This window comes from Kribbella sp. NPDC049174, from assembly GCF_043197365.1.
GTDB lineage: Bacteria > Actinomycetota > Actinomycetes > Propionibacteriales > Kribbellaceae > Kribbella.
On sequence record NZ_JBICSZ010000002.1, the window covers coordinates 719,957 to 746,657 of the forward strand.

Annotated in this window: 24 protein-coding genes; 13 read left to right on the forward strand and 11 right to left on the reverse strand. The window is 69.5% G+C overall.

Features of this window, described 5'->3' with window-relative positions; genetic code table 11:
- Nucleotides 1-151: 151 nt before the first annotated feature.
- From ACGFIF_RS13975 to cofD, 5 genes are all read right to left on the reverse strand, one after another.
- Entirely contained in the window at nucleotides 152-655 is a 504-nt protein-coding gene (locus ACGFIF_RS13975) for a PIN domain-containing protein (RefSeq protein ID WP_393155470.1), read from the reverse strand.
- A gap of 48 nt (nucleotides 656-703) precedes the next feature.
- Entirely contained in the window at nucleotides 704-1,162 is a 459-nt protein-coding gene (locus ACGFIF_RS13980) for a helix-turn-helix domain-containing protein (RefSeq protein WP_393154632.1), read from the reverse strand.
- Between the two features lie 642 nt (nucleotides 1,163-1,804).
- The gene (locus ACGFIF_RS13985) at nucleotides 1,805-2,566 is read right to left on the reverse strand and encodes a DUF3105 domain-containing protein (protein ID WP_393154633.1); all 762 of its coding nucleotides are present in this window, start codon (nucleotides 2,564-2,566) and stop codon (nucleotides 1,805-1,807) included.
- Nucleotides 2,567-2,610: 44 nt separating this feature from the next.
- Nucleotides 2,611-3,585: a coenzyme F420-0:L-glutamate ligase gene (locus ACGFIF_RS13990; RefSeq protein WP_393154634.1), complete on the reverse strand. Its 975-nt coding sequence runs from the start codon at nucleotides 3,583-3,585 to the stop codon at nucleotides 2,611-2,613.
- Entirely contained in the window at nucleotides 3,582-4,559 is a 978-nt protein-coding gene (gene cofD / locus ACGFIF_RS13995) for a 2-phospho-L-lactate transferase (RefSeq protein WP_393154635.1), read from the reverse strand. The genes ACGFIF_RS13990 and cofD overlap by 4 nt, the downstream gene beginning before the upstream one ends.
- Before the next feature lie 114 nt (nucleotides 4,560-4,673).
- Between cofD and ACGFIF_RS14000 the strand changes: the two genes are divergently transcribed.
- The 4 genes from ACGFIF_RS14000 (at nucleotide 4,674) to ACGFIF_RS14015 (ending at nucleotide 11,240) form a co-directional block, all read left to right on the forward strand.
- Nucleotides 4,674-5,924, forward strand: a complete 1,251-nt coding sequence (locus ACGFIF_RS14000; protein WP_393154636.1) for a hypothetical protein — start codon at nucleotides 4,674-4,676, stop codon at nucleotides 5,922-5,924.
- A gap of 375 nt (nucleotides 5,925-6,299) precedes the next feature.
- Complete coding sequence (locus ACGFIF_RS14005; RefSeq protein WP_020389877.1) at nucleotides 6,300-6,551, forward strand: WhiB family transcriptional regulator; 252 nt, start codon at nucleotides 6,300-6,302, stop codon at nucleotides 6,549-6,551.
- Nucleotides 6,552-6,852: 301 nt separating this feature from the next.
- Nucleotides 6,853-9,765, forward strand: coding sequence for a glycosyltransferase (locus tag ACGFIF_RS14010; RefSeq protein WP_393154637.1), 2,913 nt, complete (start codon nucleotides 6,853-6,855; stop codon nucleotides 9,763-9,765).
- Complete coding sequence (locus ACGFIF_RS14015) at nucleotides 9,762-11,240, forward strand: DUF5719 family protein (RefSeq protein WP_393154638.1); 1,479 nt, start codon at nucleotides 9,762-9,764, stop codon at nucleotides 11,238-11,240. Before ACGFIF_RS14010 ends, ACGFIF_RS14015 begins: the two co-directional genes overlap by 4 nt.
- Before the next feature lies 1 nt (nucleotide 11,241).
- Here the strand turns inward: ACGFIF_RS14015 and ACGFIF_RS14020 are convergent, their stop codons facing one another.
- Nucleotides 11,242-11,625, reverse strand: a complete 384-nt coding sequence (locus ACGFIF_RS14020) for a DUF3499 domain-containing protein (protein WP_393154639.1) — start codon at nucleotides 11,623-11,625, stop codon at nucleotides 11,242-11,244.
- A 31-nt stretch (nucleotides 11,626-11,656) separates the two neighbouring features.
- Here ACGFIF_RS14020 and ACGFIF_RS14025 point away from each other — a divergent pair, with 31 nt between their 5' ends.
- The 3 genes from ACGFIF_RS14025 to ACGFIF_RS14035 all read left to right on the forward strand — a co-directional run bounded on the left by ACGFIF_RS14025 (nucleotide 11,657) and on the right by ACGFIF_RS14035 (nucleotide 14,146).
- Nucleotides 11,657-12,103, forward strand: a complete 447-nt coding sequence (locus ACGFIF_RS14025; RefSeq protein WP_393154640.1) for a metallopeptidase family protein — start codon at nucleotides 11,657-11,659, stop codon at nucleotides 12,101-12,103.
- A gap of 230 nt (nucleotides 12,104-12,333) precedes the next feature.
- Nucleotides 12,334-13,410, forward strand: coding sequence for a Gfo/Idh/MocA family protein (locus ACGFIF_RS14030; RefSeq protein WP_393154641.1), 1,077 nt, complete (start codon nucleotides 12,334-12,336; stop codon nucleotides 13,408-13,410).
- Nucleotides 13,403-14,146, forward strand: coding sequence for a ThuA domain-containing protein (locus ACGFIF_RS14035; RefSeq protein WP_393154642.1), 744 nt, complete (start codon nucleotides 13,403-13,405; stop codon nucleotides 14,144-14,146). Before ACGFIF_RS14030 ends, ACGFIF_RS14035 begins: the two co-directional genes overlap by 8 nt.
- Nucleotides 14,147-14,182: 36 nt before the next feature.
- Here ACGFIF_RS14035 and ACGFIF_RS14040 read toward each other — a convergent pair whose 3' ends face one another.
- From ACGFIF_RS14040 to ACGFIF_RS14050, 3 genes are read right to left on the reverse strand one after another with little or no spacing between them, the layout of a single operon-like run.
- Complete coding sequence (locus tag ACGFIF_RS14040) at nucleotides 14,183-14,830, reverse strand: ABC transporter ATP-binding protein (RefSeq protein WP_393154643.1); 648 nt, start codon at nucleotides 14,828-14,830, stop codon at nucleotides 14,183-14,185.
- Nucleotides 14,827-15,666, reverse strand: coding sequence for an ABC transporter ATP-binding protein (locus ACGFIF_RS14045; RefSeq protein ID WP_393154644.1), 840 nt, complete (start codon nucleotides 15,664-15,666; stop codon nucleotides 14,827-14,829). The genes ACGFIF_RS14040 and ACGFIF_RS14045 overlap by 4 nt, the downstream gene beginning before the upstream one ends.
- Nucleotides 15,663-18,764 carry an FtsX-like permease family protein gene (locus ACGFIF_RS14050; RefSeq protein ID WP_393154645.1) on the reverse strand — a complete coding sequence of 1,034 codons (3,102 nt, stop codon included), beginning with the start codon at nucleotides 18,762-18,764 and terminating at the stop codon, nucleotides 15,663-15,665. Before ACGFIF_RS14050 ends, ACGFIF_RS14045 begins: the two co-directional genes overlap by 4 nt.
- A gap of 120 nt (nucleotides 18,765-18,884) precedes the next feature.
- On the opposite strand from ACGFIF_RS14050, the gene ACGFIF_RS14055 reads away from it, so the two are divergent.
- The 5 genes from ACGFIF_RS14055 to ACGFIF_RS14075 are packed head-to-tail and all read left to right on the forward strand — an operon-like array spanning nucleotide 18,885 to nucleotide 23,703.
- The gene (locus tag ACGFIF_RS14055) at nucleotides 18,885-20,270 is read left to right on the forward strand and encodes a phosphomannomutase/phosphoglucomutase (protein WP_393154646.1); all 1,386 of its coding nucleotides are present in this window, start codon (nucleotides 18,885-18,887) and stop codon (nucleotides 20,268-20,270) included.
- Nucleotides 20,271-20,468 carry a Trm112 family protein gene (locus ACGFIF_RS14060; RefSeq protein WP_393154647.1) on the forward strand — a complete coding sequence of 66 codons (198 nt, stop codon included), beginning with the start codon at nucleotides 20,271-20,273 and terminating at the stop codon, nucleotides 20,466-20,468.
- Nucleotides 20,468-21,544, forward strand: a complete 1,077-nt coding sequence (locus ACGFIF_RS14065) for an SIS domain-containing protein (protein ID WP_393154648.1) — start codon at nucleotides 20,468-20,470, stop codon at nucleotides 21,542-21,544. The genes ACGFIF_RS14060 and ACGFIF_RS14065 overlap by 1 nt, the downstream gene beginning before the upstream one ends.
- Nucleotides 21,538-22,710: a mannose-6-phosphate isomerase, class I gene (gene manA / locus ACGFIF_RS14070; protein ID WP_393154649.1), complete on the forward strand. Its 1,173-nt coding sequence runs from the start codon at nucleotides 21,538-21,540 to the stop codon at nucleotides 22,708-22,710. Before ACGFIF_RS14065 ends, manA begins: the two co-directional genes overlap by 7 nt.
- Before the next feature lie 33 nt (nucleotides 22,711-22,743).
- On the forward strand, nucleotides 22,744-23,703 hold the full coding sequence (locus tag ACGFIF_RS14075) for a cation diffusion facilitator family transporter (protein ID WP_393154650.1): 960 nt from the start codon (nucleotides 22,744-22,746) through the stop codon (nucleotides 23,701-23,703).
- Here the strand turns inward: ACGFIF_RS14075 and ACGFIF_RS14080 are convergent.
- A complete protein-coding gene (locus ACGFIF_RS14080) occupies nucleotides 23,700-24,059 on the reverse strand; it encodes a MerR family transcriptional regulator (protein ID WP_337005270.1) in 360 nt (119 codons plus the stop codon). The genes ACGFIF_RS14075 and ACGFIF_RS14080 overlap by 4 nt on opposite strands.
- Nucleotides 24,060-24,179: 120 nt before the next feature.
- Between ACGFIF_RS14080 and ahcY the strand changes: the two genes are divergently transcribed.
- Nucleotides 24,180-25,616, forward strand: a complete 1,437-nt coding sequence (gene ahcY / locus ACGFIF_RS14085; protein WP_393154651.1) for an adenosylhomocysteinase — start codon at nucleotides 24,180-24,182, stop codon at nucleotides 25,614-25,616.
- A 51-nt stretch (nucleotides 25,617-25,667) separates the two neighbouring features.
- Here the strand turns inward: ahcY and ACGFIF_RS14090 are convergent, their stop codons facing one another.
- Nucleotides 25,668-26,672: an RDD family protein gene (locus ACGFIF_RS14090; protein ID WP_393154652.1), complete on the reverse strand. Its 1,005-nt coding sequence runs from the start codon at nucleotides 26,670-26,672 to the stop codon at nucleotides 25,668-25,670.
- Nucleotides 26,673-26,701: the final 29 nt, after the last annotated feature.

Genomic DNA, 26,701 nt, shown 5'->3' on the forward strand with positions numbered 1-26,701 from the left:
CACCGAAATGCGTGCAAGCAGTGAGTAACGTCAAACAACTCGCTCCCACCGCTCGCGGCATTGGGAGGTAGTTGTTGTCTGGCCGGGCGACGGGGCGCGGGAGCCCTGGCGGCGGGATGTTGCACCGTTGCCGGACCGAGGCTTCTAGGCGTCAGGCCGGGAGGGCCGCAACGCTGCCGAGAACTCCGACCTGTTCGAGCGAGTTGAGTACATCATCGAGTGTGCTCGGAGGGTTCTGGAAGCTGTCGGCCATCCGTTGAACCTGCGCATAGACCGCCTGCCGGTTCAGGTCGATCAAGTCGAGCACGAACTCGTCAGCGGTCTGAGCTGCCACGTTCCACGCCGACAGTTTGTCCTCGGGGAAGTCCTTCGTGTTCTCTGTGACGATCAGCTGTGCATTGCCCTTGATGGCCGCGGCGAGCACGTGCCGGTCATCGGGATCGGGAAGGTCCAGGACGTCGATCAGCGGTTCGTAGCCAGTGATGAGGACATCTCGAATCGCCCTGTTCATCAGCTCCCGGGTCCGGCCGAGCTTGATCGGATCGAGGTCGGGCCGATTGCTGGTGAGATTGCGGAACGTCTCATCGAGGATCTGATCGGTCCACCTCGCCTGGACCAGACCAGCCTGCGCGACCCGGATCAGGAGGTCGCGCAGGCTGTTGGGTAGAGAACGTTTGCGTCGTAGATGACGATGACCGGCACGTCAGTACAGCCCCATCTCCCGGTTGAGATCGGTGAGCTCGTCGGCAGCTTCGCGGCGTGCGTGATCGTCCCTGCGCTTGTAGTCCATCAGTGAGTCAGCGCGCACTCGACGATGCTTCCCGACCTTGCGGTATCCGATCTCGCCCGCGTCCAGCAGGCCGATGAGAAATGGTCTGGAAACGTTCAGCAGATCAGCTGCCTGCTGTGTCGTCAGCTCTGCGTGAGCAGGAACAACCGACACTGCTTGGCCAGCCGCCATGTGTGCGAGGATGCGCGCCAAAAGCTCTACAGCACTCCGCGGAAGAGCAAGGGTGTTGTCTGGGTCCCCGCCCACAACCACCCGAATATCACGCTCCTCAGCGTGGCTGGCCAGGTAGCGCTGGACGCGACGCATCGCAACGTCCGCTGTCACGGCCTCGGCGGCATCCGGCCGTACGGCTGAAAACTCTGGGGTGCCCATAGCTTCTCCTCCTGTGGATCGCTGGTGCTCATCAGCGATCTCAAACGAATTATCCGCAACAAACGCAGCAAACGCAACGGTGGAGATGCCTTCAAGCCGGCGTCCGCACCGAGTGCGCGGACTTTGGTTGAGGGCGTGCCGATTTGTGAGCGAGAGTCCATGACTGGGTGCTCCGAGCAGGTCTCGTGTGCGGCGGATTGGCCCAACGGATCAGGCGTGTCACGGCTGGGTGGCCAAAGAGAGCCGGCGTCGCCGAAGGCGGTGTCTGGTGCAGGCAGAACTCACGCCCTCAGTACGGCGAACGCCCCAGTGACCTCAGTACGGCGAACGCCCAGCGACTGCGGCGCTGGCGAGCTGTTTGGGTGGGATCGGTGTGGCAGTCCGGGGGTCTGCTGCGGTCGCCGATGCAGCTCACTCGCCGATCACGGCAACGGAGGTCGAGGCCGGGCGGGTGCCGCCGGAGGCGGCCGGAAGAAGAGCCGCCGGAGGCGGTGTCCGCTGTGGGTTCTGGTGTGAGTTCACTCGCCGGTCGCGTCGACCTGGGTCCACATTGGGTGACCTGCCGAAGGCAGCACAAAGACAGCCGCCGCCGAAGGCGGTGTCCTTTCGGCGGCGGTGTTCAGCGGTGGTCAGGTGGTGGGGTCAGCCGCCGTTGGGTTCTTGGGCGTCGGAGGCGGGGTATTTGTCCATGAACTGCTGGAGGGCCTCGCCGCTGACGGAGCCGCAGAACTGGCGGTGGCCGAAGGCGGTGGTGCCGCCGGCGGCGTTACCGCTCCAGTGGGAGAAGGCGACGTTCTTGCCTTCGGGCCAGGGCTTGCCCTCGGACTCCTTGAAGGGGGCCGCGATGAACTTGCCGGTCGAGCTGTCCGGCAGCTTCGCCTTGGAGATCTTCTCGATCAGGTCGATCTGGTCCTTGGCCAGGGTGTCGCGGTACCACAGGATCGTGTAGCCGTGCTCGAGGTTGTGCACCAGGTTCGGCACCGCGGGCCGGTCGTCGACGGTGTAGAACTTCTTCCCGAACGGCGCCCAGACGGCGTAGTGCGGGCCGGACGACGGCGGCGACACCGGGTAGGCGATGACCTCACCGTCGGGCTTGTGGTCCTGGGTGCCGGAGGCGGGGTCGTCGATGACCTTGTCGCAGGAGGCGGATCCGGCGGCGACGCCGAGCTCGGTGATCGCCTGGTTCTTGGTCCGGGAGTCCTGGATCAGCCGGATCGCCGGGTAGGCGATGATGGCCAGCCCGACCACGATCGACGCGACCACGATGAAGAGCGTCCGGTTGCGGTCGGCCCTCGCCTGGTCCCGCTGCATCTTCTCGATCATCTCGCGGCGCGACTGCTTCTGCGACGACGCTTTACCCACAGTGTTGGTCTTCCCGGATCGGGGCGGCCAAGGCGCCGCCATGCGGATGCAGTGTACGCATCGACCCTGAGAGGTTGCCTAGAAAACTACTTCGACCGTGAGCCGAACGTGACCGTGGCCTCACTGCCCGGTCCGGTCCGTACGTCGACGCCGTATCCCTCCGCGTGCAGCAGTACGGCGAGCCGCTCGGCGATCACGCCGACCGCGACAGGTTCGTCCCCGAAGACCGTGACAGCGTTGTCAAGCAGCTCGACGTGGATGTCCTCGACCTCGTCCAGCAGCCCGTCCCACAGCGACGGATCCACCTCGCGCGGGCCGGCCGGAGACTGCCGGTCGAGTACGGCGGCTCGCGCGGCCTCCCGCGTCCCCAGGCTGAACATGTCCGACGACGCGTCCCGCACCAGCGCCCGCGCGCCCGGCCCGTGCTCCCCGACCGGCAGTACGACGTCCTGCAGCCCCCGGAGTACGGCGACCGGCACGCCGTCGGCCTTGCCCTTGACCAACTCACTCGCGCTCGCGATCTCGTCGGCCAGCGCCGGCTCGGTCACCGCGAGGACGTTGCCGTGGCTGTCCGTCGTACCGCGAAGGTCTTCCACCACCCGGACCCCGGCGGCGCCGATGGCGAGGTCGGTCTGCCCGTTGCGCCACGGGCGGCCGAGGGTGTCGGTGATGACGACGCCGACGTTGACGTCGTACCGCTCCTTCAACGCGGTCCGCAGAGCTCGTGCGGACAGATCGGGGTCGATCGGGAGCAGCAGGACCGTGCCGGGCGCGGTGTTGGACGTGTCGGTGCCGGCGGCCGCCATCACCAGGCCGTGCCGGGTCTGCACGATGCGGGTCTCGCCGCGCTGGGCGACGACCCGGACGAGCTCGGCGTCGATCGCCTCCTGGCGGGTCCCGGTGGTCAACCGTCCCTCGGCCTTGCTGACGATCTTCGACGTGACCGAGACGACGTCGCCGTCGCGCAGGTCGGCCTCGTCGCCGATCAGGGCCGCCAGGTCGGCGCCGGCGGCGACCTCGGGCAGGCCGGTGACCGGGTAGATCTCCAGGTGCTTCCTCATCGCCGGACTGCCTCCGCGAGGTTCAGCGCCGCATCGGCCATCGCGGCGGTCTTGGTCTCGTCCGTCATCCACAACGGCACGGCCTGGACGTGAATTCCGGCGCCGGCGATCGAATCCTGCTGGGCGTAGTCCGAGGTGTCGATCAGCCAGCCGTCCAGTACGCCGCCAGACGCGCGCGAGCCGTAGTACCGGGCCACGGCCGAGGCGGTCGAGGCCACCCCGACGGTGGCCAGCACCTTGTCGGCCATGCCGCGGACCGGACCGGAGCCGATGATCGGCGACAGGCCGATGACCGGCGCGGCGGTCTCCCGGACCGCCTCGCGGATCCCCGGAACGCCCAGGATGGTGCCGATCGAGACGACCGGGTTCGACGGCGGCAGGATCAGCGCGTCGCAGTCCGCGATCGCGTCCAGTACGCCGGGCGCGGGCTTGGCCTTGTCCTGGCCGACCGCGACGACCTGGTGCGCCTGGATCTCGGCGTGCCAGCGGACCCAGTACTCCTGGAAGTGGATCGCCTTGCGCCGGCCGGGCTTGTCCGGGTCGTCGACCACCACGTGCGTCTCGACCCGGTCGTCGCTCATCGGGAGCAGTCGCACCGGCAGCTTCCAGCGCGCGCACAGCGCCTCGGTGACCGCGGTCAGCCCGTAGCCGGCGTCGAGCATCTGGGTCCGGACCAGATGGGTGGCCACGTCGCGGTCGCCGAGACCGAACCAGGTCGGCTCCACGCCGTACGCGGCGAGCTCCTCCTTGATCACCCAGGTCTCGTCCTCCCGGCCCCAGCCGCGCTCGGCCGAGATGCCGCCGCCCAAGGTGTACATCACCGTGTCGAGATCCGGACACACCCGCAGCCCGAACAGGGTGATGTCGTCCGCGGTGTTCCCCACCACGGTGATCTCGGCGTCCGGCCGGGCCCTGAGCAGCCCGCGCAGGAAGGTGGATCCGCCGATGCCACCGGCGAGCACTGTCAATCGCATGGGAAGAGTCTGCACGAGTCGTCAATGTGGCGGACCACCGCACGACTATGCTGCGGTGGGTCATAACCAAACCGCACAGCTGTTGTACGGCCCCCAACATCCCGAGGAGCCCTCGTGGTCACCGACGCAACCAAGAAGCTCAGAGAGCCGGTCGCGTACATCCTGCTCGCTTTCGCCGGCCTGATGGCGCTGGCTTCGCTGATTCGCCTGTTCGTCGGCGGTGCCGGCTTCACGGCAGCCGCCGGAGGCGTGCAGGGCACGCTCACTCCGCCCGGACTCGCCGCGCTGGTGATCCTTCTCTCGCTGGTCGGCTCGGTCTGGCTGGTGAACGAACTCGGCGAACGCACGCCCAACGCGCGGATCGTCACCCTCGCCTCGCTGGTCATCACCGGCGTGGTCGTGCTGCTCGGCCTGATCACGGCGTTCGCCGGGTTCGCCGAGACCAGCACCGCCGGTCTGAAGATCGTCGGTTTCATCTATGCCCTCGGTGGTCTCGCGCTGTACGGCGCCGCCGGGCTCTACATCCTCAAGACCTTCCAGGCTCTGCCGGCGCCGGTTCGCGCGCCGAAGCAGGGTCAGTTCGCCCCGCAGGGCCAGCAGTACGGCGGCCAGCAGCAGTACGGCCAGCAGGCGCCGTACGGGCAGCAGCAGGGCGGCTATGGCCAGCAGCAGGGCCAGTACGGGCAGTACGGCCAGGAGCAGGGCCAGGGCCAGGGCCAGTACGGCGGCTATGGCGCAGCCGCGGCTGGTGGCGCGGCCGCCGGTGCGGCCGGTGGCTACGCCGCTGCGCAGGGCGACCAGCAGTGGCCGCAGGAGCAGGGCTGGAACCAGGGCGAGCAGCAGAACTGGTCGGCCGGTGAGGCCGAGGCTCAGCAGGCCGGCGGCGAGCAGGCGTGGTCCCCTGAGGGCCAGCACGCCGAGCCGACCCAGGCGTGGAGCGCCGAAGGCCAGCAGCAGTGGTCCGGCCAGGAGCAGGGCCAGCAGTGGCCGCAGGAGCAGCAGCAGTGGGGCGGCGGCGAGGCCGGTCAGCAGCAGTGGGGCGGCCAGGACTACCCGCAGCAGGAATGGCCCGTGCAGCAGCCGGAGCAGGCCCAGCCGGAGCAGACGCCGGAGGCCCAGCCCTGGTCGGCCCAGCCGGAGCAGGCGCAGCCGGAAGCTCAGCCGGCCTGGCAGCCGGGCGAGCAGGCCTGGCCGGCCGCCGAGGAGACTCCGGCCGCCGAGCCGGCCGCCCAGCCGGAGGCGCAGCCCGCATCCGAGGCGGCCGACGAAACCCGCGTGGATCCGCGGGTTTCCGAGTCCGACAAGGACGAGCCGGGGCAGCAGCAGGGCCAGGGTCAGCAGGGCTGGTGGTCGCAGCCGTCCTGATCCGGCACCTGCCTGATCACGCCGCCCGGCGCGGCGAACGGTGGCGATTCGCCTGCCTGACAAGGCAGCAAGCCCTTACCGAACCTGTGGGGTAAACATTTTTCCACCGGTTCGCGGGGTACCACATGGAAGCGAGAGGCCTGTGTACGCAGGCCTCTCCTTCTTTTGCAGCCGTGTTGCGGATGATGCCAATAGCAGACCACGGCTTGACTTTCGTGGATTGCAGGAATGTAATTTCAACCGTGTCGTTCGTTGGACACTCGGTATCGGGGACCGTTGCAGAGCGCAGGACGGACGAGGTCAGGCATGTGGACCGCAAACCCACATGTACAGGGGAACGAACAGGGTCGAGGAGGTCGTACCGTGACAGAGCTGATGGCGATTGTCGACGGTGAGGCGATCGAGGAGGAGCCGAACTGGCAGGAACGGGCACTGTGTGCCCAGACCGACCCGGAGGCTTTCTTCCCGGAGAAGGGCGGATCCACCCGCGAGGCGAAGAAGGTCTGCCTCGGCTGTGACGTGCGGGGCGAGTGCCTCGAGTACGCACTGCAGAACGACGAACGCTTCGGCATCTGGGGCGGTCTGTCCGAGCGGGAGCGCCGCAAGCTGAAGAAAAAGGCCGTCTGAGGCCCGGCTGATCGTTCGGTGGTGGTGCCCTGCCACCCCGCCGCGATCGGCATCGAGGAGCACAACCAGAGAAGAATCACCAGCGGAGGCCCCGGCTCGACATTCGTCGCCGGGGCATGCTGCTGTCCGGGGGCCGGAGCCGCGCCGGAGTCCGCGGTGGTGGGGTTGCCGGGGCCGGGGTGGTCGGGCTGGCGGGGTGAGCGAGGCGTAGCTCTGGGTCGCGGCTGTATGGTGAGTCCTCGCCGCGACCTTGGTCGTGGCTGAAGGCCGTCCCTTCCCCTCAAAGGTGTTACTGCTCCGCATGGAACAAGAAGCTCCGGCCGGCTGGGAGTTCTTCGACTCCGTCGACTACCCGACCGACCACACCGACGACCCGATGGGTCGGCCGCGGGTCCGGCATGTCGTCACCGCGGTGGTGGTCGGGCACGAGGGTGCTGCCTGGCTGCCCCGGCTGTCCGAGGCGCTGTGGGCGCTCAACCCACGCCCGGACCGGCTGATCGCGGTCGACACCGGCTCCACCGACGAGACGGCCGAACTGCTCGCCGCGATGCCCGGGGTCGAGCCCGTGGTCAGTGTGTCCGCCCGCACCGGTTTCGGTACGGCGGTCGCCCGCGGTCTCGAGGCGGTCGGCTTCGCCCCGATCCCGTCGTCGGTCGGACCGTACGGCGACGACGGTCACATGCCGGTGGTCGAGTGGCTGTGGCTGCTGCACGACGACTGCGCACCGGCCCCGAAGGCTTTGGAGAAGTTGTTGCTCCAGGCCACGATGTCGCCGGACACCGGGGTCTGGGGTCCGAAGCTGCGGCTGTGGCCGCGGGACCGTGAACTGCTCGAGGTCGGAGTCAGCACCTCGCTCGGCGGTCGCCGCGACACCGGGATCGAGACCGGTGAGCTCGACCAGGGCCAGCACGACCAGTTGCGGAACGTGCTGTCGGTCAGCTCGGCCGGCATGCTGGTCCGCCGCGACGTCTGGGACGCGCTGCACGGGTTCGACCCGCGGCTCCCGATGTTCCGCGACGACCTCGACTTCGGCTGGCGGGCCAGCCGCGCGGGTTTCCGGGTCGGCGTCGCACCCGACGCGGTCGTCTACCACGCGCAGGCCGCCGCGACCGGTGAGCGCGCGCTGGCCGGCACCCGGCGGCACGCATACCAGCTCGACCGCTCGCACGCGTACTACACAGTCCTGGCCAACGCACCCGGCAAGCTGCTGCCACTGCTGATCCTGCGCTTCCTGCTCGGCACGATCCTGCGCTCGGTCTGGTTCCTCATCGGCAAGACGCCGTCCGGTGCTGTGGACGAGTGGACCGCATTGCTCGGCACGTTGCTCGCCGGCGGCTGGACCCAGGCCCGCAAGGACCGCCGCAACATCGATCGAGTCCCGTACGACGACATCAAGGGACTGTTCTCCCGGTCCGTGCACGCCTTGCGGCACAACCTGGAGGAGACGACCAGCACGATCTCCGAGCGGATCCGCGAAGCCTGGGCGGACGAGCCGGAGGAGCAGGTCGTCACGACCGCACGCCGGGCGAAGTCCACGGCGCGCGTTGCCGTCGACCAGCCTCGTTGGCGTCGGCAACTGATTCGCCGGCCCTTCCTGATCGCCTGGGTCTTCCTCGCGATCGGTGCGTTCGTCGCGGCCCGCAGCCTGATCGGTAGCGGTGTGCTGCGATCCAATCTCCTGCTGCCTCCGCACGAGAGCCTTGGCGCGCTCTGGGATGCGGCCGCTGCTGCTCCGCCGGGTGTGACACCTCCTGCTTGGCTCGGCCAGTTCTGGGCCTTCTCCACAGTGATGTTCGGTCCGTCCGGTGCGACGAACCTGCTGCTGCTCGGTGCTGTTCCGTTGGCCGGTCTGGCCGCGTGGGTTCTGCTGCGTGCGTTCGTCGTCGACCGGGTGGCCCGGGCTTGGGGTGCGACGGCGTACGGGCTGGCTGTCTTTGCGAACGGCGCCGTAACGCAGGGGCGGATCGGGACGTGTGTGGCGGCGATTGTGCTGCCGTTGCTCGGTGCTGCCGTGCACACGGTCGCTCGACGGCGTCGCGTGATCATCCAGGGCAGTTGGCGGGCCGCGTGGTTCGCGGGGATCTGCCAGGCCGTGCTGTTCGCGTTCACGCCGGCTCTCGGTCTGCTGGTCAGCGTCACGCTGGTCATCGGCGGAGTGCTCGGACTGGGGTGGCGTCGACAGGGGCGCCAGCTCGTGTTCTCCGTCGTGCTGGGTCTGCTGCTCGTGTTGCCGTGGACGATCCAGTTGGTACTGCACCCGTCGCGACTCGGACAGGAAGCGGGCGGACCGCCCACTGCCGCCATCGGTCCGGGTGACAGCCTTCCGCACTTGCTGACCGGTACGCCGATCGGTGCGCCGACTCCTTGGTGGCTCGTCGTACCGCTGATCGTGGTGGCGTTGGTCAGCCTGCTGCGTGAGTCACGGCAGCGCTACGAGCTGCTCGGGTGGTTCGCCGCACTCGCCGGTCTGGCCGCGACACTGATTGCCAGCCGGCTGGGTGGTGGCAGTGGGCCGCTGATGTTCCTGATGACCGCGGGCTGGATCATCGCGGTGACGGTCGCCTGGGACTCGGTCGGCAAGTCCAGTGAGCTCATCGTGCAGGGCGTGCTCGGGATCGTGCTGGTGACGACGATCGTGACCGCCGGGTTCTGGATGGTGCGGGGTGCCGACGGTCCGCTGTGGCGTGGCACCGCGCAGGACCTCCCGGCGTACCTGATGTCCGCGCAGGGTCCGCCGGAGGACGCGTCGATCCTGGTGGTGCGGAAGGACCCGAGTACTCCGATGCGGTACTCGCTGGTCAAGGACGGCGGTCCGCGGATGGGTTCGCTGGAGGCCGCGCCGAAGCCCGAGCAGACCAAGCCGATCACCGATGTGCTGTCGACGCTCGGCGGTGGCGGGACAGGTGAGGAGGGCCGGCAGTTGGCCGGACTGGCGATCGACTACGTCTACCTGCCCGCGCCGGTCGACCCGACGCTGCAGGCGACACTCGACTCGCTGCCAGGCTTGACCAGGGCGAGTGCGGCCGACGGTGACGCGGCCTGGCTGGTCGACCGGTCCGGCAACAAGGGCACCTCGCCAATCGTCGACGTGACCCACAGCCTGTGGCGCGTGCTCGGCCTGATCGTCTGGATCATCGCGCTGATCTTCTGTCTGCCGACCGTCCGCCGTACCGTCGCGGTCCCGCACGGCACCCACGCGAGGAGGGACCGATGAGGCGACTGCTCTCGGACGCCCGGATCCGGCTCGGTGCCTGTGTGCTGGCGATGGCTGCCGCTGCCGGACTGGGCATTGTCACGCAGGCCAAGGACCCGGTGACCCGGGCGGAAGGCGTGGACGAGCCCACCCGCGTCGTCGTGAACCGTACGGCGCTGTCCTGCCCGGCCCTGGCCAGTGGCGGCAAGGTGTCGAGCGTGGTCAACGCGGTGTCGCCCACGCTGCCCGAAGGTACGCCGACCGCCGAGGGCAACGAGACCCCGCTGACCATCGCGCCGCTGCCGGAAACCGCCGACCCGACCGGGTCGTTGCTGGTGCGCGGCAAGATCGGCTCGAGCACACCGGCCATCAAACCCGCGCCGCTGCTGATCCGCGGCGTCGGCCCGCTCGCGGCCGGCACCGTCGGTACCAGTACGACGACCTCGATCGAAGGCGTGAACCAGGGCATGGCGAGTACGCCGTGCCAGTTGCCCGGCTCGGACTTCTGGTTCGTCGGCGCGTCCGGGGCCGGCGATCGGCGGGACGTGCTGGTGCTGACGAACCTCGACAGCATCAACGCCGAGGTCAACGTCACCGTCTACGCACGCAGCGGTCCTCAGGATCTGCCGCAGGCCCGCGGCATCGTCGTACCGGCGCGGGGTACGTCGGAGCTCTACCTCAACCTGATCGCGCGCAACCTGCGCGACATCGCGCTGCACGTGGAGTCCACCGGCGGCCGGGTGGCGCCCGCATTGCGGTCCAACGCGACCAACGGCACCAAGCCCGCCGGTGTGGACTGGCTGAATCCGTCGGCACCGCCGGCGAACAAGGTGTTCGTGCCTGCCGCCGCCCCCGGCGCCGGACTGCGGATCCTGTCGGTGGCGAACCCGTCCGACCTGCAGGCCAGCGCCAGCCTGACCGTGCACGGGCCGAACGGGCCGTTCAAGCCGGCCGGCCTGGAGACCGTGCAGATCCCGGCCGGGTCGGTGAAGACGTTCAAGCTCGACCCGGTGCTGCACGGCGATCCGAGTGCCATCACGTTGACGTCGGACCAGCCGGTGACAGCCTCCCTGCGGATGGTGGACGCGAGCGGGGACGACTTCGCGTCGATCGGGTCCGCCGAGGCGCTGACCGGGCCGGCGTACCTGGTGCTGCCGGCACACCAGCAGCCCGCGACCCTGCAGGTGACTGCGCCCGGTAAGACCGGCAGTGTGAAGTTCGAGTTGCGCGACGCGGCCGGGCGGATGCTGGACACGCGGGCCCTCGACGTGATCGCCGGTGCGACGAGTCCGATCTCGCTCAAGGCTCAGCCGCGTCCGACGTACCTGATGGTCGAGCAGACCCGCGGCACAGTGGTGGCGGGTGTCACGCTGATGCCGGCGGCCAAGCCGGCCGAGGATGACGTCGCTCAGGTGGCTGCCTGGCCGCTGAACACGTCGTTGGTGTTCCGGGCGCAGCTCGGGGCCCAGCCGGATGTGCGCGCTGCGCTGAGGTAGCTCAGCCTTCGGAGGTGTTCGCGCCGGGGTCCTGCAGCATGCGCAGGTGTCCTCGGCGGGCCACCTCGACCGGCGCGCCCGGAGTGCCGGCGCCCGGCTCCTGCCGTGGCAGCGGGCGGGCCGCCTCGCGGACCGCGTTCGCCAACGCCTCCAGGTCGTCCGACGACGGTCCGGCCGCGGCCGGGTCCGGAGCCAGCCGGATCACTTCCCAGCCGTTCGGAGCGGTCAGCCGGTCGGCGTGGTCGGCGCACAGGTCGTAGCAGTGCGGTTCGGCGTACGTCGCCAACGGGCCGAGCACACAGGTGGAATCGGCGTACACATACGTGAGCGTCGACACAGCCGGCTTATGACAGGCGGCGCGCGAACAGATCCTGGCGATGCTCACGACCAGACGTTACCCCCACTAGGCTGAGCGCGTGACCGAGGCTCGCCGTCATCGCAGGCACATAGACCGCCACGGCCGCGGCATGCTCGGCCCGATCAGCCGGCCGAGCAGGTTCGCGCCGCGTGGACTGCCGCTGCAGCGATCCGCCGCGGCCCAGTTCGACGAGGTGGTCGCGATCGAGGTGACCCGGCTGGAGAAGCGGCTGCCGCAGGTCGTCGCCCGGGTCGAGTTCGCCATCGAGGACGTGCCGAACCTCGACCTCGACGCGGTCGAGATCCCGCTCACCCACTCCACCGGCGGTACGTCGCACGAGCCGTACCGGATCGTGGTCTTCCGCCGCCCGATCGAGCTGCGGGCCGAGCGGTCCGGCACCAGCCTGGCCTGGCTGGTCCGGTCCGCGCTGGTGCTCGAGCTGGCCGACGTACTGGCGCTGTCGCCGGAGCAGATCGACCCCGAGTTCGACTCCGACGACGACTAGCTGTGTTGAATTGCCGGGCCTTCGGCGCCGGCGCGGTCCTGGGCCCCTGGCTCCCGACCTTCCCTCGTCGCTCCGGTCGCTTCGCTCCCTGCGCTCCTCAGTCCAGGCCGGGAGGGCCCATGACCTCATGACACGCCTATGGAACCACCCGATCCACTGGTGTTCGAACCTGTTCCGTACTGTGGGAAGCGGTTTGTGACCTTCGTTGTCATTGCGAGAGGATCGGGAGTGTGAACGATCAAAAACTGCGCGTCGGAGTGGTCGGACTGGGCTTCGCCGGGCGTACGGCGCTCGAGGCGTTCTCGGAGTTGCCGGACGTCGAGGTGGTCGCCCTGGCCGGTCTGGAGAAGGACACGCTGACCAGCCTCGGCGAGAAGCACGGGGTTCCGCACCTGTACGAGAAGTGGGAGGACCTGCTCGAGACCGAGGGCCTGGAAGCGGTCAGCATCGGTACGCCGACCCAGCTGCACGCCCCGATCGCCCTGAAGGCACTGGAGAAGGGCCTGCACGTCCTCTGCGAGAAGCCGCTGGCCCGGACGGTGGCCGAGGGCACCGCGATGGTCGAGGCCTCGAAGAAGGCCGGCAAGGTGCTGAAGGTCATCTTCAACCACCGGGAGCGCGGCGACGTCGCGGCGCTGAAGCACCAGATCGACGAGGGCCAGCTGGGCCGGCTGTACTACGCGAAGGCGCACTGGATGCGCCGCAACGGCATCCCGGGCATGGGCGGCTGGTTCACCAACCGCGAGCTGTCCGGCGGCGGTCCGCTGATCGACCTCGGTGTCCACATCCTCGACCTGGCCCTGCATCTGCTGGGCGAGCCGCAGGTCACCACCGTCAGCGCGAACACCTTCGCCGAGCTCGGCCCGCGCGGCAAGGGCAGCCGCGACCCGAACGCGAACACGCTCGGGTCGGCGTTCGAGGTGGAGGACCTGGCCACGGCGTACCTGCGGCTGGAGGGCGGCGGCGCGCTGCAGCTGGAGACCAGTTGGGCCACCTACCGCGCGCCGGGCGACAACTTCGGCATCGAGCTGTTCGGTACCGAGGGCGGCGCCAAGATCGAGGTGCAGAACTACACCACCGAGGACACACTGCGGATCTTCACCGATGTCGGCGGTGTCCCGGCCGAGGTGAAGCCGGCCACCGGCGCCGGGCTCGGCCACCGCGCGGTGGTGCAGGAGTTCGTCAAGATCGTCCGCAGCGGCGACTGGGCCGCACACAACGGGTCCGAAGCGTTGCTCCGGACCGAGGTCATCGACGCCTGCTACGCCTCGGCGAAGGCGGGACGAGAGGTTGTTCTCCATGACTGATCCGATTCGCGTCACCGTGTGGGGCGAGAACGTGCACGACCAGCGCGACGCCTCGGTGCAGAAGGTCTATCCCGACACCATGCACGAGACGATCGCGGCCGCGGTGCGCGCCAAGCTCGGCGACAACGTGGTGGTCCGGACGGCGTGGCTGCAGCAGCCCGAGCACGGTCTGACCGAGGAGGTCCTGGCCGAGACCGACGTACTCACCTGGTGGGGGCACGCGGCACACGGTGACGTCGACGACGCGGTCGTCGAGCGGGTGCAGCGGCACGTGCTGTCCGGGATGGGCCTGATCGCGCTGCACTCGGCGCACTTCAGCAAGATCTTCATCCGGCTGATGGGTACCACCTGCTCCCTCGACTGGCGGTCCGACAACGACCGCGAGCTGCTCTGGACCGTGGCCGCCGGTCACCCGATCGCCCAGGGCGTCCCGCACCCGCTGGTGATCGAGCGCGAGGAGATGTACGGCGAGCTGTTCGACATCCCGCAGCCGGACGAGCTGGTGTTCGTCAGCTCGTTCTCCGGCGGCGAGGTGTTCCGCTCCGGCTGCTGCTACCGCCGCGGTCAGGGCCGGGTCTTCTACTTCCGCCCCGGCGACCAGGAGTACCCGACGTACCACCAGCCGGAGGTGCAGCAGATCATCGCCAACGCGGTCGGCTGGGCCGCTCCGACCAGCCCGCGGCAGCTCCCGGAGGTCCACCACCGCAAGACTCCGGGCTGGTTCGACCAGGCCTGAGACCGCCGCTCAGCGGCGCCTCTGAGCGCAGGCCGCTCAGAGGCGCCGCTGCCAGGTCAGGTGGCCTTCGTCCATGGTGGCGTGGCCGTCGGCGCCGGCCGCGACGTTCGGGTCGTGGGTGGCGATGATCACCGCGGCCCCTCGGCGGGCTTCGCGGCGGAGCAGGTCGAGGACTCGTTCACGGTTCGTGCCGTCGAGTTCGCTGGTCGACTCGTCGGCGAGGATGGCACGACCCTGCTGGGCGAGGCCGCGCGCGACGGCGATGCGTTGCTGCTCGCCGCCGGAGAGTTCCTCGACCAGGTGGTCGCCGCTGTCCTGGAGCCCGACGTCGACAAGTGCCTGCTCGACGTGGCGGTCGACGGCTTCCGGTTCGTTGCGTTTGGCAAGAAGTGGCAGGGAGAGGTTTTCCCGGGCGGTCAGCACCCGGGCCAGGCCGTTGCCCTGTGGGATCAGTACGACGCCGTGCGCCGCCGCCGCGGGCCGGTCGCTGATCGTCAGGCCGTCCACCTCGACCAGGCCGGACTTCGCCGGAACGGCGCCGGCGATGGCCCACAGCAGCGAGCTCTTGCCGGCTCCGGACGGCCCGCTGACCGCGAGGACGAACCCGGGCGGCACGCGCAGGGACACGTCCGCGACGGCGACCAGTTCGTCGTACGCGACGGTGAGGTTGGTGACCGTGATCACGACTGACCTTCTTGCTGGATCGGGCTCAGGCGAACCTCGCCGGCCTCGGTGGTGGTGACGCGGAGCAGGGTTCCGGGTGGCAACAGTTCGGCGACGTGCGGCGGCAGCGGCAACGACCCGTCGGTGGCGACGACCGCGAACTCCTCGCCGCTGCGCCCTTCGGACGCGATCCGCCCGTCGCGGATGGTGATCGTGCGGGGGAGCACCGCGGCGACCTCGGGGTCGTGGGTGATCAGCAGCACTGTCATGCCGGTGCTCGCGTTGATCGTCGAGATCGCGGCCAGGACCTCGTCCCGGGCCCGGTGGTCCAGTTGGCTGGTCGGCTCGTCGGCCAGTAGCAGGCCGGGGAACGTGGCGATCCCCACTGCCACGGCGCAGAGCTGGATCTGCCCGGGCGTCAGCGACGGCAGCGGACTGCGGGCCTGGTCGGTCAGACCGACCAGTTCGAGCACTTCCTCCGGCTTCGGCAGGGACGGATCACGAGACGCGGCGCGCTGTGCGTACCGGACGTTGTCCACCGGTGACAGGTAGGGGACGAGGTTGCGCCCGGCGCCCTGCAACACGATGCCGACGTCACGCGCGCGCATCCGGTCGAGCTCCGGCTCGGTCATCGTGGCCAGGTTGTGCTCGCCGATCTGCAGGCGCCCGGCGCTCGGCGTCAGCAAACCACCACAGAGTTGAAGCAGTGTCGACTTGCCGGCCCCGGACGGGCCCAGGAGACCGACAAGCTCGCCGGGCCGCACGGTGATGCCAATCCCCGACAGGGCAGCGACGTCATGGCCTTGGCTGCGGTAGATGTGGACCAGGCCGCTGGTGCTGATCGCGAGTCCACTCATGACAGCTCCTCCCGGATCCGGCTGTAGCCCGCCCGCCGGTTCACAGTGGTGCCCAGGACCAACGTGGTCGCGGTCAGGACCACGGTGCCGGCCAGCCAGAGGATCACTGCTCCGGGCCAGTTGATCGCCAGGTCGAGTGGAACCGGCGACGGTTCGGAGGTCTCGGCGAAGAGCGGAAACATCGGTAGCGCGATGTGGGCGCCGACGACGCCGCAGGCCGACCCGAGCAGCGCTGCCAGCGCGACCGGTCCGGTGTGTTCCCAGCGCGCCGCGCCGCCGGTCGTGGTCGCCGGTACGCCGTTGATGCGCAGACTCGCGTAGTCCTGGGCCCGGGATCGCCAGGAGCTGACCCCCATCAGCAGCAGCACGATGATTGCGAGGGCCCAGCTGGCGAGTCCGACGATCGGAGTGAGCTGGAGCGCGAGTGCGCTGGCGGAGCGCCCGTACCCCGCGATGCGGTCGGACTGCCGATCGACGAGGGTGGGGGTGATTCCGGCCGCGGTGAGGTCCGCGATGATCGTGTCGACGTTCGCGAGCCCGTCGGCGTTGAGCCAGAGCTCGAAGTCGGTCGAGGTGTCGTCGACGCTGCCACCGAGCCGGCGGACGGTCTCCAGGTCGAGGACGGCGACGCGCTCGGTGTGGCGCGGCATCGGAGTCTGCAGGCCGTCGAGCTTGCGGACCGGGATCGACAGCCCGTCGAGGCCGGGCACGGTCTGGACCTCGCTGACGGAGAAGTCCGGACTCACCAGCGCCGGTACCGGCGTGGGGATGGCGGCGTGCTGGAGATTCTGGTCGCCGCCGACACTGGCCACCGTGAGCGTCAGCCCGTTCGGCCGGTCCCCGGCCTCGATGCTGCCCTGGTTGTCCGCTCCCGTCTGTGGGCCGCTCACCCAGTCCTGCGCCCGGCCCAGCGGTATCGATGGCTGGGTGTCGGTCGCCAGTTGGCTGATCGCGAGCTCGCCCTTGACGCCCACGGAGTCACCGACCTCGCGGGCCACCCCGAGCCGGATCAGGCGGCAGGACGGCCGGCAGTCGATCGGCGTACTCAGCCGGACCGGCCGGCCGGCGCGCAACGGAATCGGTGGGAAGCGGACCAGGTAGCGCGCGCCTAGGCGCTGATTGATCACCGTCGCTTGCAGGACCACAGACCTCGCCTGCTCGTCGGCCGGCGGAACCACGCCCTCACTCGCAGGCGGCACGTACGGCTTCATCGCACCGAGGTCCGCGGTCACCGTCAGCCGGTCACCGCGCAGCTCGATCGGACTCGGCTGCGTGGGCGCCTGGAGGTTGCGGAAGCCCTCGGCGTCGGTGAGTTCGTCGCCGTGGAAGGCGATCCGCCGATAGCTGTCCGGCTCGATCAGCACGGCGCGCAGGCTCTCGGTGGAGGGCGGCTGAGAAAGAACGACGGGGGTCAGCCACCGACGGTCCGGATCGACCTTGTCGATCGCGGCGGTGAAGTCGCCGAGGTTGCTGGTGTCCGCGGCCAGGACGGCCTCGGCACCGGTCTCGTAGCCGGCCCGGGTCTCCCTGTTGCGATCAGCGACCGAAGCGGCCTGACCGGCGAACGACACCAAGCCGGTGGCTACCGCGACGACGGCGACGAGTCGAGTCACGGCCGGACGCCGGGACACCTGCAGAGCGCCGAGCGCGAGACCGAGACGCCCCTTGCGCAGCGCGTACCGGCTCACCAGCCCGGCCGCCGGCAGCAGCAGATGGGCGAAAGCCAGGCCGGCGGCCAGCGCGAGCAAGGTCGGGGTCAGGACCGGCAACGGACCTCGTCCACCACTGGTCAGTCCGCTCACCAGTCCGGCGGAGGCGAGGACGATGACGGTGAGATCGATCAGCCCGATGGTTCGGTGCCGTCGACGGGGTGGGATCCGCCGGAGGAGGCTCGAGATCGGCTGGCGGACGACAGCACGAATCGACAGCGCGACAACCGCCAGCCCGGCCAGAGCCGCCAGCGCGGCCGCGGCCGGAACCGTCCACGGCACCTCCATCGGCGCTGCTCCGTCCAGCCAGACGGCCCGCACCGCGAGGAGCAGGAGGAAGCCGGTGGCCGCGCCGACCGACGTACCGAGCAGCACGGGCACGCTCAGCTCGACGGCCAGTGCCCGGCCGATCCGGCCGGCGCCCGACCCGCGCAGTCGCGCGACAGCCAGTTCCGGGCGGCGCTGGTCGACCACCGCGGCCAGCGCCAGGCCCAGCACGACCACACCGAACAGAGCCACCTGCACCATCACCAACGGGATGATCGTGCCGGCCTGCCGGCGTTCCGCCTGGATCCCGTCGATGACATCGATCAACCCGGAGTTGTTCCTGGCGTCGAGGCCGAGCTCGGAGATCCGGCCTTCGAGCTGATCGGTCACCTGCCGGATCCGGTCCAGGTCGCCGACTCGCGCGCTCCCCGGCTGTGGGCGGGTGTCCAGCGTCGAGTGGTAGCCCCATCTCCCCTCGGAGAACGTGCCGCGCTCGGTGAGCAGGAAGTCGGCCTCAGCCGGTCTGCTCTCGCTGGCCGGCCTCGAGTGGCCGGTCGGTCCGCGGCCGAACCAGTAGGTGGCCTGGTCGTCCGCCTGGTAGACCCCGACCACGCGCAGTCCGCCCGCGTAGCTGCTGGTCTCGGCCTTGATCGTCGCCCCGAGCGTCGCGCCGAAGTTCTTCGCGTCCGCTGTCGACGCGACCACTTCACCGCGGTCGCGGGGGCACCGGCCGGCGGTCAGTACGAGTTGGGCACAGTAGCCGTCCCGCCAGACCAGCCGGCCCCCGATCGTCGGCTTCTCCTTGCCGAGGCCCCAGGTGACGCCGACGGTCAGTCCGTACGACGGCGGGGTGAACAACGGCTTCAGGTCAGCTGGGACGAGCTGGGCCAGATCCTCCGGCGGGGTCGGATCGGTCGGTCCGGAGACCGCCGTCGGAGGGGCCGCATCGAGCTGCCAGGCCGCCGCGTTCCACTGGCGGGTCAGGGTCTCGGTGGCGACCGTCTGTTCGACCGCCCGGGCGAACCAGGGCGCGAACGCGGCGCACGTGCCGATCAACATGCTGACGCCGGCCAGGACCAGGGCTTGGGACCACCGGTACCGCAGAGCCTGCCGCAAGAACATCACTGGCCACCCCCCAGCCGCCAGGCCACCCCGGTCGGTGACCAGGCCCGAAGATACGGACCGAGGGGGGCAGCGTCACCTGAAATACAGGTTTGCGGGTGGGCCGGATAGGGTCCACGCATGGTTGACGTTGCTGCGATCTTCAAGGCGTACGACGTACGTGGGCTCGTCCCGGACCAACTGGACGAGTCGGTGGCCCGGGCGACCGGTGCGGCCTTCGTCGAGGTCCTGGACGTCCTCGCGTCTCCGGGGGCGGTCGTGGTCGGCTACGACATGCGGCCGTCCAGCCCGGCCCTGGCGGCCGCGTTCGCCGAGGGGGTGACCAGCACCGGTGCTGATGTGATCGACATCGGCCTGGCCTCCACCGACCAGCTGTACTTCGCCTCCGGGCGGCTGCAACTGCCCGGCGCGATGTTCACCGCGAGCCACAACCCGGCGCAGTACAACGGCATCAAGATGTGCCGTGTCGGTGCCGCTCCGGTCGGCTCGGACTCCGGTCTGCGCGAGATCGCCGACCTGGTCGCGAAGGCACTCACCGAGGGCCCGGCGACCGGCGCCGTACCGGGCAAGGTGACGCACAAGAACCTGCTCACCGCGTACGCCGACCACCTGCACGACCTGGTCGACCTCAGCGGCATCCGTCCGCTCAAGGTCGTCGTGGACGCCGGCAACGGGATGGGCGGCTACACCGTCCCGGCCGTGTTCGCCTCCGGCCCGGTCGAGATCATCCCGCTGTACTTCGAGCTGGACGGGAACTTCCCCAACCACGAGGCGAACCCGCTGGACCCGAAGAACCTGGTCGACGTGCAGGCCAAGGTCCGTGCGGTCGGCGCCGATCTCGGCCTGGCCTTCGACGGTGACGCGGACCGCTGCTTCGTGGTGGACGAGAAGGGCGACCCGATCTCGCCGAGCGCGATCACCGGCGCGGTCGCGGTCCGGGAGCTGGCCAAGCACCCCGGCTCGGCCGTCATCCACAACCTGATCACTTCCAAGGCCGTGCCCGAGCTGATCACCGAGCACGGCGGGACACCGGTCCGGGCCCGGGTCGGGCACTCGTACATCAAGCAGAAGATGGCCGAGACCGACGCGGTGTTCGGCGGTGAGCACTCCGCCCACTACTACTTCCGGGACTTCTGGCGGGCCGACACCGGCATGCTGGCCGCACTGCACGTGCTGGCAGCGCTCGGTGAGCAGGACAAGCCGGCCAGTGAGCGGTTCGCCGACTACGAGCGGTACGTCGCGTCCGGCGAGCTGAACAACAAGGTCGACGACGCCGCGGCCACGGTCGCGGCGATCGAAGACACCTACGGCGGCCGGGACGGGATTACCGTTGACCATCTGGACGGTCTGACCGTGTCGGCGGGACAGTGGTGGTTCAACGTTCGTGCGTCGAACACCGAACCGCTGCTGCGGCTGAACGTCGAGGCGGAGGACCGGGCCACGATGGAACGCGTCCGTGACGAAGTACTGGCCCTGATCACCGGTGCATCGGTGGAGGAGAACTGAATGGCAGTCAATCTGGACCCGGACCTGCTCAGCATCCTGGTCTGCCCCAAGTGCCGGTCGGAGTTCCGGGTGGACGACGAGGCGAATGAACTGATCTGCACGAACGGCGCCTGCGCGCTGGCCTACCCGGTCCGCGACGACATCCCGGTCCTGCTGATCGACGAGGCGCGGGACACGAAAGAGGCCTCGGTCGACTGATGAGTTCCTTCGACGACTCGCGGCTGGACGACCTGGCCGCACTGCGGGCGGCGGATCACCTGCTCCGGCGGCTGGCGATGGCCGGTGCCCGGGTCCGGGCCGAACTGGACGCGGCCGAGGAGTCACTGGCCAAGGTCGACACCGACGGCTTCCGGCCGCGCGCGGTGCTGGCCGCCGGCCGGGACGCCCGGCTGGTCCGGGCCATCCTGGAGCCGGTCTGTCCGGTCCCGTTCGTCGCCTGGCCCGGCCCCGGACTGCCGGGGTGGGCCGGGCCGCTGGACCTGGTGATCGTTCTCAGCGGGACCACTGAGGACTCCGACTCGGTGTCCGCCGCGTCAGAGGCCGAGCGTCGTGGCTGCGGCCTGATGGTGGCCTCCCCTCCGGACTCCCCGGTTGCGCGGGCTTCTGCCGGCTCGCGGCACGCCATCCGGCTGCCGTCCCAGTCCGATGACCAGTTGGCCTCGGCTGTCGCCGTACTGCAGGCGCTGCACCAGATGGAGCTCGGTCCGGAGGTGGACCACAAGGCGGTCGCGGAGCTTCTGGACGAGGTGGCGATCGAGTGCTCGCCCAACAACGACGTTGCGTCGAACCCCGCGAAGGACATGGCCCTGATGCTGGCGGACGCGCTGCCGCTGGTGTGGGGTGGCTCTGTCCTGGCAGCCCGGGCTGCGCGGCGTGTGGTGGAGGCGCTGCGGCTGGCGAGTGCTCGGCCGGCTCTTGCGGCTGACGCCGGGCACCTGCTGCCGGTGCTCAACCAGCCGCCGCGTGACCTGTTCGCCGACCCCTTCGACCAGCCGCAGGAGTTGCGGCCCGGCCTGGTCATCCTCGACGACGGTGTGGACGACCCAGGTGTCGCCGAGCACCGCCGCAAGCTGGAGGCGAAGGCAGAGCGCAACGACGTTCGCGTGCACGTGGTGACGCAGGCTGAAGGCACGGACATCGCTCGGTACGCCGCTCTCACCCAGCACGGCCGCTACGCCGCGGCGTACCTGGGCATCGGCCTGGGCCGCTACGGTTCGGCGACCGACGAGGATCCCGGAGAATCGAAGAACCCTTCGGAGGACCCAGCGTGGTAGTTCGGCTGCAGAACACCATCCGGGACTACGCCTGGGGCTCGCCGACCGCGATCCCCGAGCTGACCGGGGTGGAGCCGGACGGGCGGCCGCAGGCCGAGTTGTGGATGGGTGCGCACGAGTCCGCCCCGTCCGTGCTGCCGTCGGGCGACTCCTTGTACGACGTGGTGTCCGCCGGGCCGGCCGACGTGCTGGGAGCGGAGACGGCGGAGCGGTTCGACGGCCGGTTCCCGTTCCTGGCCAAGCTGCTGGCCGCCGCGCAGCCGTTGTCGATCCAGGCGCATCCGTCTCGTGAGCAGGCCATCGACGGGTACGCACGGGACGAGGCCGCCGGGATCCCGCGGGACGCCGGCGACCGCAACTACAAGGACGCCTGGCCGAAGCCCGAGATCCTGATCGCCCTCGGTCCGTTCGACGCGCTGGTCGGGTTCCGGCCGCTCGAGACCACCGTGGCGTTGCTGGACGCGCTCGCGCCGGTCGGGTTCGAGGAGCTCACCGAACTGCTCCGCGACGGCAAGCTGCAGGACGCGTTCACGCAGGTCATGAGCAGCGACCGGGACAGCATCCGCCCGCTGGTCGCCGCTCTCGCCGAGGCCATCGACCGGTACGCCGGTGAGGCCTTCGCGCTGGAGCGGGAGTCGCTGCTGCGGCTGTGCTCGGACTTCCCCGACGACCCCGGCGTACTGGCTGCCTTGCTGCTGAACCGGGTCCGGCTGGAGCGGTTCGACGCCGTCTATCTGCCGGCCGGGAACGTGCACGCCTATCTGCACGGACTCGGGTTCGAGGTGATGGCGAACTCCGACAACGTGTTGCGCGGCGGCCTCAGCAGCAAGCACGTCGACGTACCGGAGTTGGTCTCGGTGGTCGACTTCGAACCGCTGACCGACCCGGTGCTGACGGCGTCCCCGGTGAGTGACGGCATCTCGTCGTACGAGACCGGTTGTGAGTACTACGCCATCGTCCGGGTGGACCTGGACGACGACCAGCGGACGGTGGCCGGTGAGGGCCCGCGGATCGTCTGCTGCGTGGCCGGAACCGTCGAGGTCGGTGCTGAGGGCACCGAGTCCGCGGTGATGTTGTCCGCCGGTCAGTCCGCGTTCGCGGCAGGACCCGAAGGACCCTGTAACCTGCGTGGTTCCGGCACGGCGTTCGTCGTGTCCGCGCGCTGATCACCCCCAACTGTTGACGGAGGACCTGGAGAGATGGCTGGTGGCGGAACCAAGGCGGTCGTCGCGGCATTGCTGGCGAACACCGGGATCGCGATCACCAAGTTCGCCGCCTGGGGCCTGACCCAGTCGGCGTCCATGCTCGCCGAGGCGATCCACTCGGTCGCCGACGCCGGCAACCAGGTGCTGCTGCTGGTCGGCGGCAAGCGGGCCCGGCGGGAGGCCGACGAGCTGCACCAGTTCGGCTTCGGCCGGGAGCGCTACGTCTACTCGTTCATCGTGGCAATCGTGCTGTTCAGTGTCGGCGGTCTGTTCGCGCTGTACGAGGGCTGGCACAAGATCCACGACCCGCATGGCATCGACAACTGGAAGTGGGTCCCGGTCGCCGTTCTGGTGGCCGCGATCATCATGGAGACGTTCTCGTTCCGGACCGCGATCGTCGAGGCGAACAAGGTTCGCGGCCCGGTCGGCTGGGCCAAGTTCATCCGGCAGGCCCGGTCGCCGGAGCTGCCGGTCATCCTGCTGGAGGACTTCGCCGCCCTCACCGGTCTGGTCCTGGCGCTGATCGGCGTCGTCCTGACCCTTGCCACCGGCAACGGTATCTACGACGGCCTGGGCTCGATGGCGATCGGTGCGCTGCTGGTCTGCGTGGCGATCTTCCTGGCGATCGAGATGAAGTCGCTGCTGCTCGGCGAGTCCGCGACCCGGGAGTCGCAGCAGAAGATCGTCGCCGCGATCGAGAACACCCCCGGTGTGCAGCGGCTGATCCACATCAAGACCCTGCACCTCGGCCCGGAGGAGGTCCTGGTCGCCGCCAAGGTCGGGGTCGAGCCGACCACCGACGCCGCCGTGGTCGCCGAGACCATCGACGCCGCCGAACGCGCCATCCGCGAAGCCGAGCCGATGTCGATCCACATCTACCTCGAACCCGACGTCTACCAGGAGAACCACGTCCCCGACGAGCGCCCCGCCGTCCCCGAGGCCCCGTCGCACTAACGCGGTCTGGGTGGAAGGACGCCGGAGCGGCCCAGCCACCGCAATGCCCGCTCGCGGTCGATCTCGGACTGGGTGGGTGGCGTGGTGAGGCGGCCGGTGCGGTAGCCGAGGTTGCGGATGTCGGCCGCCACGGACGGTTCGGCCAGGGCCCGGAGTGCGAAGGCCAGCGCGGCCGGCGTCACGTCGTACCGGTGCTCGAGGTCGAGAGCGAGCTTGACCGCGGCCAGGTCGCGGTCGTCGTACTGGCGTTGGGTGTTGTGCCCCGGGCGTGAGCGCGGGAGGAGGCCGAGGGCCTCTCGGTAGCGCAGCATGCGCGGGGTGGTTCCCAGGTGGCGGGCTGCCTCGGTGATGCGCATACCGCTAATCTTGACATTTCAGTGTCAGAAACACCTCCCGAGCGATCAAACCGTGGGGTTCGGCGCTCTAGGCTCTGGCAGGCAGGAAGCAATCACAGTCTTCAGGGGAGCGGAACCGGTATGACCTTCGACTACAAGGTGGCGGACCTCGGGCTGGCCGAGTTCGGCCGCAAGGAGATCCGGCTGGCCGAGCACGAGATGCCCGGTCTGATGGCGATGCGCAAGCAGTACGGCGACAGCAAGCCGCTGGCCGGTGCCCGGATCATGGGCTCGCTGCACATGACGATCCAGACCGCGGTGCTGATCGAGACGCTGACCGCGCTCGGTGCCGAGGTGCGCTGGGTCTCGTGCAACATCTTCTCCACCCAGGACCACGCTGCCGCCGCGGTCGTCGTCGGCCCCGAGGGCACGGCCGACGCCCCCGCCGGTGTCCCCGTCTTCGCCTGGAAGGGCGAGACGCTCGAGGAGTACTGGTGGTGCACCGAGCAGGCGCTGAAGTGGCCCGGCGGTGAGGGCCCGAACATGATCCTCGACGACGGTGGCGACGCGACGATGCTCGTCCACAAGGGCACCGAGTTCGAGAAGGCCGGCGCCGTACCGGACCCGTCGACCGCGGACTCCGAGGAGTACGCCGTCGTCCTGAAGCTGCTGACCCGCACGCTCGGCGAGGAGCCGCAGCTGTGGACCACCATCGGCCAGGGCATCAAGGGCGTGACCGAGGAGACCACCACCGGTGTGCACCGGCTGTACGAGATGCACAAGGCCGGCGCGCTGCTGTTCCCGGCGATCAACGTGAACGACTCGGTGACGAAGTCGAAGTTCGACAACAAGTACGGCTGCCGGCACTCGCTGATCGACGGCATCAACCGGGCCACCGACGTACTGATCGGCGGCAAGGTCGCGGTCGTCTGCGGGTACGGCGATGTCGGCAAGGGCTGTGCGGAGTCGCTGCGCGGTCAGGGCGCCCGGGTGATCGTCACCGAGATCGACCCGATCTGCGCGCTGCAGGCGGCGATGGACGGCTACCAGGTGACCACCCTGGACGACGTGGTCGGGATCGCCGACATCTTCGTCACCACCACCGGCAACAAGGACGTCATCACCGCTGACCACATGGCGGCGATGAAGCACCAGGCGATCGTCGGCAACATCGGCCACTTCGACAACGAGATCGACATGGCCGGCCTGTACAAGCGTGACGGCGTCGAGCGGGTCACCATCAAGCCGCAGGTGGACGAGTTCCGGTTCCCCGACGGCCACACGGTGATCATCCTGTCCGAGGGCCGCCTGCTGAACCTGGGCAACGCGACCGGCCACCCGTCGTTCGTGATGTCGAACTCCTTCACCAACCAGGTGCTGGCCCAGATCGAGCTGTTCGTGAAGACGGCCGACTACCCGACCGAGGTGTACGTCCTGCCCAAGCACCTCGACGAGATGGTCGCCCGCCTCCACCTCGACGCCCTCGGCGTCAAGCTCACCGAGCTCTCGAAGGAACAGGCCGCCTACCTCGGCGTCCCGGTCGAGGGCCCGTACAAGTCGGACCACTACCGCTACTGATCCCCCCACAAAGGGCGCCCCACCGAGCAATCGGTGGGGCGTCCTGCTGTGTCAGAACCACTGTCCGGACTCGTTGCTGCCTGGGGCGGCCCAGCCCTGCGGGTTCACGGCGGCGGGCCGGTACGGCGCAGCCGGGGCGGGTGCCGGGAATGGGCCAGGCGCGCCCGGCAAGGCGGTCACAGGCGGCAGAGCGCCGTACGGGGTAGGCGGAGCGAAGGGACCGGCCGGGACCCCGTAGGGGCTTGCTGGGACGGCGTACGGGTTGGGTGGACCGAAGGGACCCGTGTTGAGGGCTGGGCGGGCGGTAGCCAGTCGGGTCAGCTCACGGCGGCGGCGTTCGGCCAGTACGGCGGACAGGAAGGCGGGCGCCACGATCGGCACCGGAGGGGCGGGTGCGGTGACCTGACTGACCCGATAGGCGAGTGCGTCGCCCAGCGCGGCTCTGGCGCCGGGGAGCAGTTCGGTGTAGCGGGCCAGGTACTCGCGGGACGCGTTGGCGAGCTCGTCGGACAGCCTCGACAGCTCCAGCGACTGCGCCCACTGCACCAGGTGACCGGGGACGAACAGCGGCGGTGACGCCATCGGCTGGTGCCGCTCGCGGATCACCACGGTGCCGGAGACCATGTCGCCGATCCGCTTGCCCTGCTTGTTCATCAGGCTCGCCACGATCCCCGGGCAGGCCGCGAACCAGGGCGCGAAGTCGACGAAGAACCAGAACAGGGACCGCACCAGCGCGTGCCGGAACCGGATCGAGCTGCCGTCGTCGCGGACCACCTTCAGCCCGAGCACCATCTTGCCGAGCGTCCGGCCGCGGGTCAGCGTCTCCATCACCACCCGGTAACCGATCACGACGACCAGGACGGTCAGGAAAATCAGCGCCACCGCGAGCGCCTCACTCGCGTCACCACCGATCAGGAACCCGGCCAGCAGCGAGATCAGCACCCCGAGGACGATGGCCTGCAGGATCACGTCGATCGCACACGCCAGCGCCCGGGTCGGCATCCGGGCGATCCGCACCTGGAGGACGACCGCTTCGCCAGTGACCAGCTGAGACACTCCGTCGCCCCCCTCCTGCCGAGACACTA